13 protein-coding genes are annotated in these 14,828 nt (G+C 63.1%); 11 read left to right on the top strand and 2 right to left on the bottom strand.

Annotated features, from left to right (window positions below):
• Window positions 1-26: 26 nt before the first annotated feature.
• From NKI08_RS02885 to NKI08_RS02840, 10 genes are all read left to right on the top strand, one after another.
• Window positions 27-350: a YbaB/EbfC family nucleoid-associated protein gene (locus tag NKI08_RS02885; protein ID WP_352470044.1), complete on the top strand. Its 324-nt coding sequence runs from the start codon at window positions 27-29 to the stop codon at window positions 348-350.
• Between the two features lie 288 nt (window positions 351-638).
• On the top strand, window positions 639-1,577 hold the full coding sequence (locus tag NKI08_RS02880; RefSeq protein WP_352767081.1) for a cell wall hydrolase: 939 nt from the start codon (window positions 639-641) through the stop codon (window positions 1,575-1,577).
• 331 nt (window positions 1,578-1,908) lie between these two features.
• Window positions 1,909-2,514 carry a recombination mediator RecR gene (recR, locus tag NKI08_RS02875; RefSeq protein WP_352767079.1) on the top strand — a complete coding sequence of 202 codons (606 nt, stop codon included), beginning with the start codon at window positions 1,909-1,911 and terminating at the stop codon, window positions 2,512-2,514.
• A gap of 178 nt (window positions 2,515-2,692) precedes the next feature.
• Window positions 2,693-3,958, top strand: a complete 1,266-nt coding sequence (locus NKI08_RS02870) for a lytic murein transglycosylase (protein ID WP_352767077.1) — start codon at window positions 2,693-2,695, stop codon at window positions 3,956-3,958.
• 201 nt (window positions 3,959-4,159) lie between these two features.
• On the top strand, window positions 4,160-5,803 hold the full coding sequence (locus tag NKI08_RS02865; protein ID WP_352767075.1) for an ABC transporter substrate-binding protein: 1,644 nt from the start codon (window positions 4,160-4,162) through the stop codon (window positions 5,801-5,803).
• Between the two features lie 18 nt (window positions 5,804-5,821).
• Window positions 5,822-6,889: an ABC transporter permease gene (locus tag NKI08_RS02860; protein WP_352767073.1), complete on the top strand. Its 1,068-nt coding sequence runs from the start codon at window positions 5,822-5,824 to the stop codon at window positions 6,887-6,889.
• A 13-nt stretch (window positions 6,890-6,902) separates the two neighbouring features.
• Complete coding sequence (nikC, locus tag NKI08_RS02855; RefSeq protein WP_352767071.1) at window positions 6,903-7,823, top strand: nickel transporter permease; 921 nt, start codon at window positions 6,903-6,905, stop codon at window positions 7,821-7,823.
• A 10-nt stretch (window positions 7,824-7,833) separates the two neighbouring features.
• A complete protein-coding gene (locus tag NKI08_RS02850; RefSeq protein ID WP_352767069.1) occupies window positions 7,834-8,667 on the top strand; it encodes an ABC transporter ATP-binding protein in 834 nt (277 codons plus the stop codon).
• Complete coding sequence (locus NKI08_RS02845; RefSeq protein WP_352470049.1) at window positions 8,664-9,413, top strand: ABC transporter ATP-binding protein; 750 nt, start codon at window positions 8,664-8,666, stop codon at window positions 9,411-9,413. Before NKI08_RS02850 ends, NKI08_RS02845 begins: the two co-directional genes overlap by 4 nt.
• 354 nt (window positions 9,414-9,767) lie before the next feature.
• The gene (locus NKI08_RS02840; RefSeq protein ID WP_352767067.1) at window positions 9,768-11,045 is read left to right on the top strand and encodes a 4-aminobutyrate--2-oxoglutarate transaminase; all 1,278 of its coding nucleotides are present in this window, start codon (window positions 9,768-9,770) and stop codon (window positions 11,043-11,045) included.
• A gap of 63 nt (window positions 11,046-11,108) precedes the next feature.
• Here NKI08_RS02840 and NKI08_RS02835 read toward each other — a convergent pair whose 3' ends face one another.
• Window positions 11,109-11,711 carry a sulfotransferase family protein gene (locus NKI08_RS02835; RefSeq protein ID WP_352767065.1) on the bottom strand — a complete coding sequence of 201 codons (603 nt, stop codon included), beginning with the start codon at window positions 11,709-11,711 and terminating at the stop codon, window positions 11,109-11,111.
• A gap of 117 nt (window positions 11,712-11,828) precedes the next feature.
• On the bottom strand, window positions 11,829-13,076 hold the full coding sequence (locus tag NKI08_RS02830; RefSeq protein ID WP_352767063.1) for an NAD(P)/FAD-dependent oxidoreductase: 1,248 nt from the start codon (window positions 13,074-13,076) through the stop codon (window positions 11,829-11,831).
• Window positions 13,077-13,502: 426 nt separating this feature from the next.
• On the opposite strand from NKI08_RS02830, the gene NKI08_RS02825 reads away from it, so the two are divergent.
• On the top strand, window positions 13,503-14,792 hold the full coding sequence (locus tag NKI08_RS02825) for an imelysin family protein (protein ID WP_352767418.1): 1,290 nt from the start codon (window positions 13,503-13,505) through the stop codon (window positions 14,790-14,792).
• Window positions 14,793-14,828 lie beyond the last annotated feature (36 nt).

Genomic DNA, 14,828 nt, shown 5'->3' with positions numbered 1-14,828 from the left:
CTGGACCAGCTGCAAAGGACAGTGCGATGAAAGACCTTCTCGGCATGATGGGCAAGGCAAAGGAAATGCAGGCCAAGTTCCAGGCCATGCAGGATGAGATCGCCACGCTGGAAGCCACCGGGCAGGCCGGCGGCGGCCTGGTCAGCGTGACGCTGACCGGCAAATTCGAGATGAAGTCGCTGAAGATCGACCCGGCGCTGTTCAAGGAGGACGAGGTCGAGATTCTCGAGGACCTGCTTCTCGCTGCCCACAACGACGCCAGGACCAAGGTCGAGCAGATCATGCAGGAGAAGACCAGGGCGCTGACCGCGGGCCTACCGATCCCGCCGGGAATGAAACTGCCGTTCTAAGGCTAGTGCATGTCGCGCAAAAGTGTGCAGCGGTTTTGCGATAACGACATGCATCAAAACAAGAACCTAAAGCGCGTCGCATAAGCCGGTCGAACGCGACGCGCTAGTCAATCGGTATGCCGTTACAGTGGCCGAAGAGTGCAGCGGCCCAGTGCTCGCTCCACCGCCAGCTGTGTCTATTAGGCAACTCCCCACACTTAATAACACTTTAGCCATCTTTTTGCCTGAAAGTGTCTCATTCTTGCCGCAACCAGGGGCGGGCTGGCAGCAGAATTGAGGGGACACCTGTTGATCTCTACCCGATGGAAGACGCCGTTGCGGCTCGGCGTCGTTATCTCGCCGCTGTTTTTGGCCGCTTGCAGTCAGACCGCCTCGCACGGCATGTCCAGCCTGACCGATGCCATTACGCCGAGTTTCCTGAGCTCGCGCTCCTACAATTCCACGCCGAAGGAGAAGGAATGCCTGGAGCGGGCAATGTTCTTCGAGTCCAACCGGTCGAGCCGTGACGGCATGATTGCGGTCGGCACGGTGGTGATGAACCGGTTGCGGTCCGGCAATCACGGCAACACCATCTGCCAGGTCGTCGGCGAGCGCGGGCAGTTCGCGCCGGGCGTCATGACACGGCCGATGAATTCGAAGGCGATGCCCGACGTCGAGGAAGCCGCCGAGGCGGTGCTCAAGGGCGAGCGCAAAGCCAAGCTGAAGAATACCATGTTCTTCCACACCGCCGGCCTGCGCTTCCCCTACAAGAACATGCACTACACCATGGTCGCCGGCGGCAATGCCTTCTATGAAAAGCGCGGCCGCAACTGGCAGCCGCTGCCGGACGAGCCGGTGGTCGCCATGGCCCAGGCCAAGCCGCAAGCGCCTGCCGCTCAGGCCATACTTGTCGCCTCGGCGGAGCCGGCTCGCGAGGTCAAGCCGACATTCGCCAAGGCAACCTATGTGACCGCCGCAGCATCGCTGCCGGCAAAGCAGACAAGGGTGACCGCCGGAAAGGCGACCCCGGAGAAGACGACGGCGGAGAAGCCGATGCTTGTGGCGCTGCAGGAACCAATGCAGGAGCCGGATGCGGCCCGTTTTGGCGGAACCGTGAGCGAGCGGCCTGTCACCTCCTTCCAGGCCGTGCCGGCAGAGCCGACAATGTCGTTCGAGGCGACGCCCGAGAACACCGACGCCATCGGCGCGATGATCGCCGGCCAGACCCGGCCACTGGAAGAAAACTGAGGGCCCTAGTGGCTTGCAGTCGCTTCGGACAAATACGAGGAGTCGGCGCCGCCCCTCATCGCCCTGCCGGGCACTTCTCCCCGTATAGTGACGGGGAGAAGTGGGACGGCCGCAATCCTGGCGTACATTCTGCAACGATGATGATTGGCGAAACCGTCGATAAGAGCGTTCCTCTCCCCGTCACTATACGGGGAGAGGTCGCCGGCAGGCGGGTGAGGGGCAGCGCCAACGCCCGGAAAAGGGTGACGGGCGAATTCAAGCCTGAAGCGATTGCTCGGTCGCCCGCCTCAGCAGAGTTCCAAAACGCGTTGAAAAATCCTAAACCGGTGCGATGTCGAAGCGAATCGCCGGTCCCGAGATCGAACGCCTGATCCAGCTGCTGGCCAAGGTGCCGGGGCTCGGTCCGCGTTCGGCACGGCGCGCAGCACTCCACCTCATCAAGAAGAAGGAACAGCTGCTGGCGCCGCTCGCCGCCGCCATGGGCGAGGCGGTCGACAAGGTGCGCATCTGCTCGACCTGCGGCAATGTCGATACCTCGGATCCATGCATGATCTGCACCGACCCCCGCCGCGACCCCACTATGCTCATCGTCGTCGAGGACGTGGCCGACCTTTGGGCGCTGGAGCGGGCGACAGCCATGAACGTGCGCTACCATGTGCTCGGCGGTACGCTGTCGCCGCTCGACGGCATTGGTCCTGATGAGCTCAACATCCGTTCGCTGGTCGACCGCGTCGCCGGCGGCGAAGTCAAGGAAGTGATCCTCGCCGTCAACGCCACGGTCGAGGGCCAGACCACCGCGCACTACCTCACCGACCAGCTTTCCGGCTTCGACATCAAGGTGACGCGCCTGGCGCACGGTGTTCCGGTCGGCGGCGAACTCGATTATCTCGACGAAGGCACGCTGGCCGCCGCACTGCGCTCGCGGACGGTGTTTTGAGGCGAGCGGCGGGGAGAGTGCTTCCGAGATGATTGCGTTCCGTCGCGCCCCCCTCTGTCCTGCCGGACATCTCCCCCACGAGGGGGGAGATTGGCAGCCTCGATATCCCGGCCAAGCTTGCGACGTTGAAGATTGGCGAAAACAGACGCGACAGCCAATCTCCCCCCTGGAGGGGGAGATGTCCGGCAGGACAGAGGGGGGCGCGACAGGATGCCGACTTCGCAGGCTGGCCGTCGCGTTCTTTCTCGCCTTCCTCCTCGCCACCCCGGTCTCCGCCGCAAAAATCGACGACCAGTTCCACGCCTGGCTCAGCAACGACCTCTGGCCCGAAGCCAAGGCCAAAGGCATCTCCAGGAAAACCTTCGATGCCGCCTTCGAAGGCGTCAGGCCGGACCTGAAGCTGCCCGACCTGGTGAAGCCGGGCGAGAAGGCGACGACGCCGCAGAAGCAGCATCAGGCCGAGTTCGGTTCGCCGGGCGCCTATTTCGCTGAAAAGATAGTCCGAGCGGTGACCGCCGGCGGCCGCACCCGCGAGGCGACCAACGCTGGGACTCTTGCCGCGATCGAGAAACGCTACGGCGTGCCTGGCGAAGTGCTGCTGGCGATCTGGGGCCGCGAGAGCGGCTTCGGCGCGGCGAAGATGCCTTATGACGCCTTCGAGGTGCTGGGCACCAAGGCGTTCATGTCGACCAAGAAGGAATTCTTCCGCACCGAGCTCTTGGCTGCGCTCGAGATCGTCGAGCGCGGGCTTGCCCCGGTCGGCGCGATGAAATCGTCTTGGGCAGGCGCGCTTGGCCAGCCGCAGTTCATGCCGACATCGTTCCTCAAGCATGCCGTCGATTTCGATGGCGACGGCCGCACCGACATCTGGAATTCGACGCCCGACATACTGGCATCGATCGCCAATTATCTCGTCCATTATGGCTGGGTCAGGGGCCGCGGCTGGGGCTTCGAGGTGACTGTGCCGGACAGCGTCTCGTGCTCGCTCGAAGGTCCGGACCAGGGCAAGAAGATTTCCCAATGGGCTGATATGGGCATCAGGCGTGTGTCGGGTAAACCGTTCCCGGCGAGCGAACTGAAAGCCGAGGGCTTTCTTTTGATGCCGGCCGGGCGTAGCGGCCCGGCCTTCATCGTCACCCCCAATTTCTATGTGCTGAAGCAGTATAACACCAGCGATCTCTATGCCCTGTTCATCGGCCATGGCGCCGATCGCATCGCCCATGGCGACAGCAATTTCTCGGGCAATTGGGGCGCGGTCGGCGGGCTCTACCGCTCCGACATCGCCGCCCTGCAGCGGGCGCTGGAAGCTAAGGGCTACGATGTCGGCAGCGCCGACGGCCTGCCTGGCTTCAAGACGCGCCGCTCGATCGGCAAATGGCAGGCCAGCAACGGCCGTTCCGCTACCTGCTTTCCCGACGCCGACCTGGTTACCGCGCTGAAATAGCCGGATTTTTGCACCGCCGGTCTAGCCCAATCGACCGTTCTGCAAATGCTCGTTGCCGCGCTCGAAACCGCCGGATATGGTGAACCGGAACCGCACAAAAAATTGCCGAGACAACGGTCCGGGGATCACCGTTCGACGCGGCAAGAAATGCCACAACTCTGAGCCGGGAACTCAGGTCAACAAAAACAGGGAACAGTTAAAATGATGATGGAAAAGTTTGCTCTACGCTCCCGCTTCTTGCTCGCGGGCGCGGCCATGTCCGCGCTGCTTCTGGCCGGTGCGCCTGCCTTCGCGGTCACGCCCGCCGACACGCTGGTCGAGGGTTTCGCCATCGACGACATCATCACCATGGATCCGGGCGAAGCATTCGAATTGTCGACCGCAGAGGTCACCGGCAACACCTATGATCTTCTGGTACGCCTCGACCTCAGCGACACATCCAAGGTCAAGGGCGATCTCGCCGAAAGCTGGAGCGTCTCCGACGACGGCCTGACCTACACATTCAAGCTCAAGCCCGGCCTCAAATTCGCCTCCGGCAATCCGATCACGGCGGCCGACGTCGCCTATTCGTTCGAACGCGCCATCAAGCTCGACAAGAGCCCGGCCTTCATCATCGGCCAGCTCGGCCTCAATGGCGGCAACGTCACCGACAAAGCCAAGGCCGTCGACGATACGACCTTCCAGTTCACCGTTGACAAGGCCTATGCGCCAAGCTTCGTCTTGAACTGTCTGTCGGCGACCGTCGCCTCGGTCGTCGATGCCAAGCTGGTTAAGGAGCATGTCGCCGCGGTCACGCCGAGCGCCGACTACAAATGGGACAATGATTTCGGCAACGCCTGGCTGAAGACCGGCTATGCCGGCTCCGGTGCCTTCAAAATGCGCGAATGGCGGGCCAACGAGGCCGTCGTGCTGGAGCGCAACGACAATTACTACGGCGAAAAAGCCAAGCTTGCCCGCGTTATCTATCGCAATATGAAGGAAAGCTCGGGCCAGCGCCTGGCGCTCGAAGCCGGCGATATCGACGTCGCCCGCAATCTTGAGCCGAACGACCTCGATGCCATCGCCAAGAATGCCGACCTCACCACCACCTCGGCGCCGAAGGGCACCGTCTATTACATCAGCCTCAACCAGAAGAACCCGAACCTCGCCAAGCCCGAAGTTCGCCAGGCGTTCAAATATCTGGTCGACTACGACGCCCTGGGGTCGACCATCCTCAAGGGCATCGGCGAGATCCATCAGACCTTCCTGCCGAAAGGCGTGCTCGGCGAGCTGGACGAAAACCCGTTCAAACTCGACGTTGCTAAGGCCAAAGAGCTGCTCGCCAAGGCCGGCCTCGCCGACGGCTTCAGCGTCACCATGGACGTGCGCAGCGTCCAACCGCAGACCGGCATGGCGGAATCGATCCAGCAGACGCTGGGACAGGCCGGCATCAAGCTGGAGATCATCCCCGGCGACGGCAAGCAGACGCTGACCAAATACCGCGCCCGTAACCACGACATCTATATCGGTCAGTGGGGCCAGGATTATTTCGATCCGAACTCCAATGCCCAGACCTTCGCCAGCAACCCCGACAATTCGGATGAAGGCAAGACCAAGACCCTTGCCTGGCGCAACGCCTGGGACATCCCGGACCTGACCAAGCAGACCGAAGCGGCCCTTGTCGAGAAGGACGCGGCCAAGCGCGCCGCAATGTACCAGGATCTCGAGAAGAAGATCCTCGATACCAGCCCCTTCGTCATCATCCACCAGCAGCTGGAAGTGGCCGGCCTGCGCAAGAGCCTCAAGGGCTTCGCGCTCGGCCCGAGCTTCGACACCAACTTCGTCGGTCCCGTCTCGAAAGAGTGACGCCGGCGGACGCGCCGCATGAGTGTGGCTGAAAGCGAAGTGACGGCAGGGCGCGGTGGCGCCCGTGCTGTTGCCGTGGCCTCATCGATCGCCCGGTTCCTGGTTATCGCGATAACGACCTATCTAGGTCTGCTCGCGGTGACTTTCTTCATCGGCCGTGTCATTCCGATCGACCCGGTGCTGGCAGTGCTCGGGGACCGGGCGCCGGCCAATGTCGTCGAGCGCACGCGCCGCGAGATGGGCCTCGACCTGCCGCTGGTCGAGCAGTTCTACATCTATGTCAAACATGCCCTGAACGGCGATTTCGGCACTTCGGTGCTGACCACCAATCCGGTGATGACAGATATCCGCCGCGCCTTTCCGGCAACCCTCGAACTGGCGACGCTGGGGACGCTGATCGGTTCGGTGATCGGCGTGCCGCTCGGTGTGCTGGCCGCGGTGCGGCGCGGCAGCATCATCGACCAGATCGTGCGGATCATCGGCCTTGTCGGCTATTCCGTGCCGATCTTCTGGCTGGGGCTGCTGGCGCTGGTGCTGTTCTACGCCAAGCTGCAATGGATCGCCTTTCCCGGCCGCCTCGACGTCGTCTACGAATACACCTTCACGCCGATTACCGGCTTTTATCTGCTCGATGCACTCTGGCAGCGGCAGTGGGACGTATTTGCCGATGCCTTCCGCCACATCATCCTGCCGGCCTCGCTGCTCGGCTATTTCTCGCTCGCCTATATCAGCCGCATGACACGCTCGTTCATGCTGAACGAACTCACCCAGGAATATATCGTCGCGGCGCGCGCCAAGGGCCTGTCGGAAACGCGCATCATCTGGGGCCACGCGCTGCGCAACGCCGCGGTGCCGATGGTCACGGTGATCGCTCTGTCCTATGCCGGGCTGCTCGAAGGCTCGGTGCTGACCGAGACGGTGTTTTCGTGGCCGGGTATCGGCCTCTACATCACCAATTCCCTTCAGAACGCCGACATAAACGCCGTGCTCGGCGGCACCATCATCATCGGCTCGGTCTTCATCGCCATCAATCTATTCTCCGACCTGCTCTACCGGCTGCTCGATCCAAGGACCAAGGCAGGATGAGGACCAAGACAGGATGAGCACGGAAGCGATTCAAACCCGCCGCGACTGGCTGCTCAGCGAGCGGCCGGCGTCGCGCGTGCAGGCGAGGCTCGGCCGCGCCTATGTGGCGTGGCGGCGCTTTTCCGCCAACCGGCTGGCGTTTCTCGGGCTGCTCATCATCGTCGCCCTGCTGGTGGTCGCGGCGTTCGCCGATGTGCTGGCGCCCTATTCACCGACATTCGGCGACCTCAAGGGCTCGCGGCTCCTGGCGCCGAGTGCGGCGCACTGGTTCGGCACCGACGATCTCGGCCGCGATATCTATTCGCGCATCATCTTCGGCTCGCGCTGGACACTCTACGTCGTCGTTTTGGTTGCCATTATCGCCGCGCCCATCGGCTTGCTGGTCGGCACCGTCGCCGGTTACGCCGGCGGCTGGACCGATGCGATCCTGATGCGCATCACCGACATCTTTCTCGCCTTTCCGAAGCTGATCCTGGCGCTGGCCTTTGTCGCGGCGCTCGGCCCCGGCATCGAAAATGCCGTGCTTGCCATCGCCATCACCTCGTGGCCTCCCTATGCCCGCATTGCCCGCGCCGAAACGCTGACGGTGCGCAATTCCGATTATATCAAGGCGGTGCAATTGATGGGCGCCTCGCCGTTTCGCATCGTGCTTCGCCACATCATGCCGCTGTGCATCTCCTCGCTGATCATCAGGGTGACGCTCGACATGGCCGGCATCATCCTGACCGCTGCCGGCCTCGGCTTCCTCGGCCTCGGCGCGCAGCCGCCGCTGCCCGAATGGGGCGCGATGATCGCGTCGGGCCGCCGCTTCGTGCTCGACCAGTGGTGGGTGGCGGGTGCTCCGGGCTTTGCCATCCTCATCGTCAGCCTCGGCTTCAACCTACTCGGCGACGGACTGCGCGACGCGCTCGATCCCCGAAGCGGTGACCAATGAGTGGCGACCAATGAGCACGCTTCTCGAAGTCGACGACCTGCGCGTTACCTTCCCGACGCGCACCGGCCTGATCGAGGCAGTGCGCGGCGTTTCCTTCTCGCTCGGCCGCGAGCGGCTCGGCATCGTCGGCGAGAGCGGTTCGGGCAAGTCGCAGACCGGCCGCGCCATCATGGGCGTCACCCCGCCGCAGGCCGATGTGACCGCGAAGACGCTCGCTTTTGACGGCATCGACCTGCTGGCCGCCTCGGCGCGCGAGCGCCGCGCGCTGCGCGGCAAGCGTATCGCCATGATCCTGCAGGATCCGAAATATTCGCTCGACCCGGTGATGAGCATCGGCCGCCAGATCGTCGAGACGCTGCGCACGCATGAGAAGGTCTCCAAGGCCGAAGCCCGCGACCGCGCGCTGGCCATGCTGGAGGCTGTGCAGATCCGCGATCCGGCCCGTGTCTTCGACCTGCATCCGCACGAGGTTTCCGGCGGCATGGGCCAGCGCGCCATGATCGCCATGATGCTGATCGCCGGGCCGGAAATGATGATAGCCGACGAGCCGACCTCGGCACTCGACGTCACTGTCCAGCTCGACGTGCTCGGCATCCTCGACCGGCTGGTCAGCGAGCGCGGCATGGGGCTGATCTTCATCTCGCACGATCTGCGCCTGGTCTCGTCCTTCTGTGATCGTGTCATCGTCATGTATGCTGGCAAGGTGGTCGAACAGCTCAAAGCCTCGGAGCTCGGCCGCGCCCAGCATCCCTATACGCGCGGCCTGCTCAACTGCATGCCCAAGATCGGCGCCGACCGTCACCCGCTGCCGGTGCTCGACCGCAAGCCGGAGTGGGCAGCATGACGGCAGCCCTTTCCGTCGACAGGCTGGAGGTGGTCTTCGACCGCTTCCGCGCGTTGAAAGGCGTCAGCCTCGAGGTCGAATCCGGTGAATCCTTCGGCCTGGTCGGCGAGTCCGGCTCCGGCAAGTCGACGTTGCTCAGGGCAATCGCCGGCCTGGCGCCGGCCGCATCAGGCACCATCGCGGTCAACGGCAAAACGCTCGGCGCGCGTCGCGACAAGGCGTTCTACCGCGAGGTGCAGATGGTCTTCCAGGACCCGTACGGTTCGCTGCACCCGCGCCAGACCGTCGACCGCCTGCTGCAGGAGCCGCTCGCCATTCACGGCTTCACCGACGGCGAAAAGCGCATCCAGCGGGCACTCGACGAGGTCGGCCTCGGCACCGGGTTCCGTTTTCGCTATTCGCATCAATTGTCCGGCGGTCAGCGCCAGCGCGTGGCGATCGCCCGCGCCCTGATTCTGGAACCGTCGATCCTGCTGCTCGACGAGCCGACCTCGGCGCTCGACGCTTCGGTGCAGGCGGAGGTGCTGAACCTGCTGGAAGAGATCAGGCGCCGCCGCAAGCTGACCTTCCTGATGGTCAGCCACGACCTAGCCATCATCACCCACATGTGCGAACGGCTGATGGTGATGCAGAACGGCGAGGCGATGGAGAATCTGACCGCGGACGATCTTGTCGAACGCCGTGTCACCAAGGATTATACGCGCAATTTGCTGAGGGCCAGCGAGGGGTTCGTGCGGACGGCGTGAGTAGGCTTGCTTTCAATTCCCCGCGTCGTGTTCTTTCGCGCCCCCCTCTGGCCTGCCGGCCATCTCCCCCACGGGTGGGGAGATTGGCTGTCACCACTGATTTCGCCAATCGCCAACGTTATAGAAGGAACGCTGCCGACGAAGCTGCCAATCTCCCTCCTTGTGGGGGAGATGTCCGGCAGGACAGAGGGGGCGCGAAGGAACGGGACTTGGCAACTTTGTGTCAGGTCGCCCGCCGGACGGGCAGGCCCAATCACCCGCCGCCAGTGCCAACTTGAGGAAAACCTGAAATAAGCCCAGAAGAGTCTCAACAGCCATCAAACGAGAGCGGGCGCCGGCCCGGTGAGGGATACGATGACAAATTCAGCCATTTCCGAACGCAAGAGCCAGTCGATTTCGCGCGGCGTCGGCATGACCACTCAGATCTATGCCGATCGCGCCGAAAACTCGGAGATCTGGGATGTGGAAGGCCGCCGCTACATCGATTTCTCGTCCGGCATCGCCGTCGTCAACACCGGGCACCGTCACCCCAGGGTGATCGAAGCGGTCAAGGCGCAGCTCGACCGCTTCACCCACACCTGCTATCAGGTCGTGCCCTATGAGAGCTATATCAGGCTGGCCGAACGGCTGAATGGCATGCTGCCCGGCAAGTTCGACAAAAAGACGATTTTTGTCACCACCGGCGCCGAGGCGGTCGAGAACGCGATCAAGATCGCCCGAAACGCCACCGGCCGGCCGGCGGTCATCGCTTTTTCCGGCGGCTTTCACGGCCGCACCTTCATGGGCATGGCACTCACCGGCAAGGTCGTGCCCTACAAGGTCGGCTTCGGCGCCATGCCGGCGGATGTCTTCCATGCGCCGTTCCCGGTTGCACTGCACGGCGTGTCGGTCGCCGATTCGCTGGCTGCGCTCGACCGGCTGTTCAAGGCCGACGTCGATCCGGCCCGCGTCGCCGCGATCATCGTCGAGCCGGTCCAGGGCGAGGGTGGCTTCTACGAGGCGCCGCGCGACTTCATGACCGCATTGCGCAAGATCTGCGACCAGCACGGCATGCTGCTGATCGCCGACGAGGTGCAGACCGGCTTTGCCCGCACTGGCAAGATGTTCGCCATGGACCACCACGAGGTGGCGGCCGACATCACCACCATGGCCAAGAGCCTGGCCGGCGGCTTCCCCTTGGCGGCGGTCACCGGGCGTGCCGAGATCATGGATGCGCCGAACCCCGGCGGACTCGGCGGCACCTATGGCGGCAGCCCGATCGGCGTCGCCGCGGCGCATGCCGTGCTCGACGTCATCGACGAGGAGAAGCTCTGCGACCGGGCCAACACGCTGGGCAACCGGCTGAAGCAGCGCCTGCAAGCGATCCGCGACGAAGCCCCGGAAATCGTCGATATCAGAGGCCCCGGCTTCATGAACGCGGTCGAGTTCAACGATGTGACGAAGGGGCTGCCGTCGCCGGAACTCGCCAATGCGGTCCGGCTGAAGGCGCTCGACAAGGGCCTGATCCTGCTGACCTGCGGCGTCTACGGCAACGTCATCCGCTTCCTCGCGCCGATCACCATCCAGGACGGAGTCATGAACGAGGCGCTCGACATCCTGGAAAGTTCGATCCGCGAGGCCTGCGCCGCCTGAGCGGCGAGGATATCGCCTAGGATTCAACTGCGGCGAAGGCCGAGATAGGTGGCAAGCCGCCGTTCAACGCCCTATGCGAGCACGAAATTCGGCAGTCGAATTGGTGCGTGGAAACGGTTCGGAAGGCAACTGTACACCGAGAAAGGCACAAAGCGGCTCCCACCCTTCGGAGGCCTGATAAGTAAGAAGGCGTTCAGGTGGCAGCGTTGATTTCACGGAAGCGTTATGTGCTTCATAGACAGCGATTGCGTGATCACGGTTATCAAATCGACCGCCAAAGACAGTGTTTCCAACCACCGCCACACCAAAGGACTGTGGATCATTGGTAGCAGCATCCATCGTGAGCCCTATTGTTTGCGCCATGCTGTCATACCAGGCTTCCGGGTCACGAACTGTCAGGATAACCTTTGCATGAAGGTAGTGGTCACTCACTTCGCGCCAAAAATGCGCCGTTGGCCAATCGACGGCGGAAAGATAGCCGGCATATGCCGCATCCCAGGTCGGGAGTTGTCCCTGTCCGGCGGCGCGCCACAGCGCCTTCTGCTCGGGATTGGCGTGGACATCTGCCATGTGATGACACGGCCCGGACCCAAGATGCTCCAACGCGAGCTTCAGCGAATATGTGCCAGTGCGACCCATGCCTGCGCCAATGACATATAGAGCCATGAGCACCCCCCGACGAATTTCAATTGGTCAAAATACCGCTGTTTCCTTTACTTCGCTATATATTTTGAAGGTCAGCTCCCGGTCGAACTTGGTCATTCAGGGTGATTGGGTTTGATCTTATCCCGCAGCGCGGACAGGCTCCTGGAAGGCGGCGAGCGCCGCCTTCAGTCCACCCGGCCCGGTCGCGACAATCTGCGGCGACGGCGAAAAGCCGGCGCCGAGCATCTTGCGGCCAAGCATGTGGTCGCCGGGCCGGTTGACCGATTCGATGCCGAGCAGCCGGCTTCCGGCATAGTGGTAGATCGAGAATTTGTTCTCGGCCACGTCGCCCAGCACGACATGGCTGTCGCCACCCGCAATCAGGCCGACCATCTGCAGCTTCATGTCGCCGATATCGGACCAGAACCACGGCACTGCCGAGTAATTGTCGGTGTGGCCGACGATGGTGCGCGCGGCGAGCCGCGCCTGGTCAGTGGCGTTCTGTACCGATTCCAGCCGCACATCGCCGCCGGTGAACCAGTGCCGGTAGGAGGCGGCATCGCCGATGGCGAGGATTTCCGGCACCGACGTACGCATCTGCTGGTCGACGCGGATGCCGTTGCCGATGGCAATGCCGGCGGCTTCGGCCAGTTCGACATTCGGCACGACGCCAATGCCGATGACGACCATCTGCGCCGGCAATCTTTCGCCGGATGAGGTGATTGCAGCCGAAACACGGCCGTTCTCGTCCTCCAGCCGTTCGATGGTGGTGCCGGTAAGGATGCGCACACCGGTGGCCTCCAGCCGCAGGCGCACATGGCCGGCGATGACCGCTGCCACGGCGCGGCCGAGCAGCCGGTCGACCGCCTCGACCACCGTAACCTTGCGGCCTGCCGCGGTGAGCGTCGCGGCAATCTCCAGGCCGATGAAGCCGCCGCCGAGGATGACGACCTCCTCGCTTTGCGCGCTCAATTCGCGGATCAGGCGGGCATCGCCGAGCGAGCGCAGCGACACAACGCCGGAAAGCTCCGAACCCGGCAGCGGCAGCAGGCGCGGCCGCGCGCCGGTGGCGAGGACAAGCCGGTCGAACGGCAACACACCGCCGCCCGAGATCCCCAGCCTGTGGCCGCCGACATCGATGCGCTCGATCCGGAGGCCTGGCCGGAAGTCGATGGCGCTGCCGGTATAAAAAGCCTCGCCGCGCAACGGCTGCGGCTTTGCTTGCTGATCCTTGATGAAGGTCTTCGACAGCGGCGGCTTGTGGTAGGGCAATTCGTTTTCGTCGCCGACCAGGATCACCGGGCCGTCATAGCCTTCTTCGCGCAGGCTGGCGGCCGCTTGCACGCCCGCATGACCCGCACCGACAATGACGATCCCGTTCTTCATAACAGCCCGATTCCTCATCCAAATCTAGGACGTCTCGCCAGGTGGCGATTGTCCGGCGCCGCCGCAAGAGCGCCGATCCGGGTCGCACCCGGAACGGCCGCCTGTCAACTGCGTCATGCGCCGGCATTCCTCATACGTCGGTGTTAAAGTTGACAGTTCTAGTTTAGAATAATTCTAAACTGTTGTTTCAATTGAAGTTTTTCTATGCCACCAGTTGACATCCGGCGTCTTCGCCGTTTTATGGAAGCTCGCGCGTCAGCGCATCCCTTTGATGTCTGGGCCTTGAACCCTTTCGATTGGAGGCATTTCGGTGTCTTTCTTCCGCGAACCGCGCGATGGCGCGACCCTTCTTTGCCCGCTGGCAACTGCCCGCCGCGGCGCCGGCATTTCATTGATTCCCGAGGAGAGACAGTCATGAGAACGATGATGACCGCGCGGTATGGCGGCAGGCTTGCAGCGATCGGCGCCACCGCGATGCTGACGGCGGCTGTGTTCGTGCTGCCGGCCAAGGCGCAAACCGATGCCAAGGCGGTCATCAAGACCTATTCCGACATTGCGCTCGCCAAATACGAGGATTCGCTGATCACGGCCGAGGCGCTCGACAAGGCTGTCGATGCGCTGCTCGCCAAGCCATCTGCCGAAACGCTGAACGCCGCCCGCGAGGCCTGGAAGGCATCGCGCGTTCCCTATCAGCAGACCGAGGTCTATCGCTTCGGCAATGCCATCGTCGACGACTGGGAAGGCAAGGTGAACTCCTGGCCGCTCGACGAAGGCTTGATCGACTATGTCGCCAAGAGCTACGGCACCGAGTCGGACGCCAACGCGCTCTACACCGCCAATGTAATCGCCAACAAGTCGATCGAGATCAACGGCAAGAAGGTCGACGCCACCGAGCTGACGCCGGAGTTCCTCTCCGGCACACTGCAGGAGGCCGGCGGTATCGAGGCCAATGTGGCGACCGGCTATCACGCCATCGAATTCCTGCTTTGGGGTCAGGACTTACACGGCACCGGTCCGGGCGCCGGCGAACGGCCCTACACCGATTACGACCTCGCCAATTGCACCGGCGGCAATTGCGACCGTCGCGGACAGTATCTGAAATCGGCGAGCGACCTTCTGGTTTCCGATCTAAAGGATATGGTCGACGACTGGAAGGAAGGCGGCGCCGCCCGCAAGAACCTTGTCGATGGCGAGCTGAACGCCGCCATTTCGACCATCTTCACCGGCATGGGCTCGCTGTCCTATGGCGAGCTCGCCGGAGAGCGGATGAAGCTCGGCCTCTTGTTGCACGACCCGGAAGAGGAGCACGATTGCTTCTCCGACAATACCTACAACTCCCATCTTTACGATGCGATCGGCATCCGTGCCGCCTATCACGGCAGCTACAAGCGGCTCGACGGCACTGTCGTCGAGGGGCCGTCGGTGGCCGACATGGTCAAGGCGGTCGACCCGGCGGTTGACAAGGAATTGTCGGACAAACTGGACGTCACCGTCGCCAAGATGGAGGCCATCAAGGCGCGGGTGCTTGCCGGCGAGGCCTATGACCAGCAGATCGGAGAAGGCAACACGGAAGGCAATGCCACTGTGCAGGCGGCGATCGACGCGCTGGTCGATCAGACCAAGTCGATCGAACGCGCCGTCGGTACCCTGAAGCTCAATGCGATAGCCTTCGAGGGCTCGGACAGCCTCGATTCACCGGACAAGGTGTTCCAATAGACTATCGAAACCACCAGCCACGCGACGCAACGAAGC

The sequence above is a fragment of the Mesorhizobium sp. M0768 genome, from assembly GCF_040320195.1.
Taxonomy (GTDB): Bacteria; Pseudomonadota; Alphaproteobacteria; order Rhizobiales; family Rhizobiaceae; genus Mesorhizobium.
This window is presented reverse-complemented; position numbering and strand designations above follow the sequence as displayed.

Bases quoted from the DNA above. Each gene is read 5' to 3' on its own strand.
- NKI08_RS02830 (WP_352767063.1), bottom strand. From the start codon at position 13,076: ATGAAGAACGGGATCGTCATTGTCGGTGCGGGTCATGCGGGCGTGCAA.
- NKI08_RS02885 (WP_352470044.1), top strand. From the start codon at position 27: ATGAAAGACCTTCTCGGCATGATGGGCAAGGCAAAGGAAATGCAGGCC.
- NKI08_RS02850 (WP_352767069.1), top strand. From the start codon at position 7,834: ATGAGCACGCTTCTCGAAGTCGACGACCTGCGCGTTACCTTCCCGACG.
- NKI08_RS02870 (WP_352767077.1), top strand. From the start codon at position 2,693: ATGTCCGGCAGGACAGAGGGGGGCGCGACAGGATGCCGACTTCGCAGG.
- recR (WP_352767079.1), top strand. From the start codon at position 1,909: ATGTCGAAGCGAATCGCCGGTCCCGAGATCGAACGCCTGATCCAGCTG.
- NKI08_RS02825 (WP_352767418.1), top strand. From the start codon at position 13,503: ATGACCGCGCGGTATGGCGGCAGGCTTGCAGCGATCGGCGCCACCGCG.
- NKI08_RS02865 (WP_352767075.1), top strand. From the start codon at position 4,160: ATGATGATGGAAAAGTTTGCTCTACGCTCCCGCTTCTTGCTCGCGGGC.
- NKI08_RS02835 (WP_352767065.1), bottom strand. From the start codon at position 11,711: ATGGCTCTATATGTCATTGGCGCAGGCATGGGTCGCACTGGCACATAT.
- nikC (WP_352767071.1), top strand. From the start codon at position 6,903: ATGAGCACGGAAGCGATTCAAACCCGCCGCGACTGGCTGCTCAGCGAG.
- NKI08_RS02840 (WP_352767067.1), top strand. From the start codon at position 9,768: ATGACAAATTCAGCCATTTCCGAACGCAAGAGCCAGTCGATTTCGCGC.
- NKI08_RS02860 (WP_352767073.1), top strand. From the start codon at position 5,822: ATGAGTGTGGCTGAAAGCGAAGTGACGGCAGGGCGCGGTGGCGCCCGT.
- NKI08_RS02845 (WP_352470049.1), top strand. From the start codon at position 8,664: ATGACGGCAGCCCTTTCCGTCGACAGGCTGGAGGTGGTCTTCGACCGC.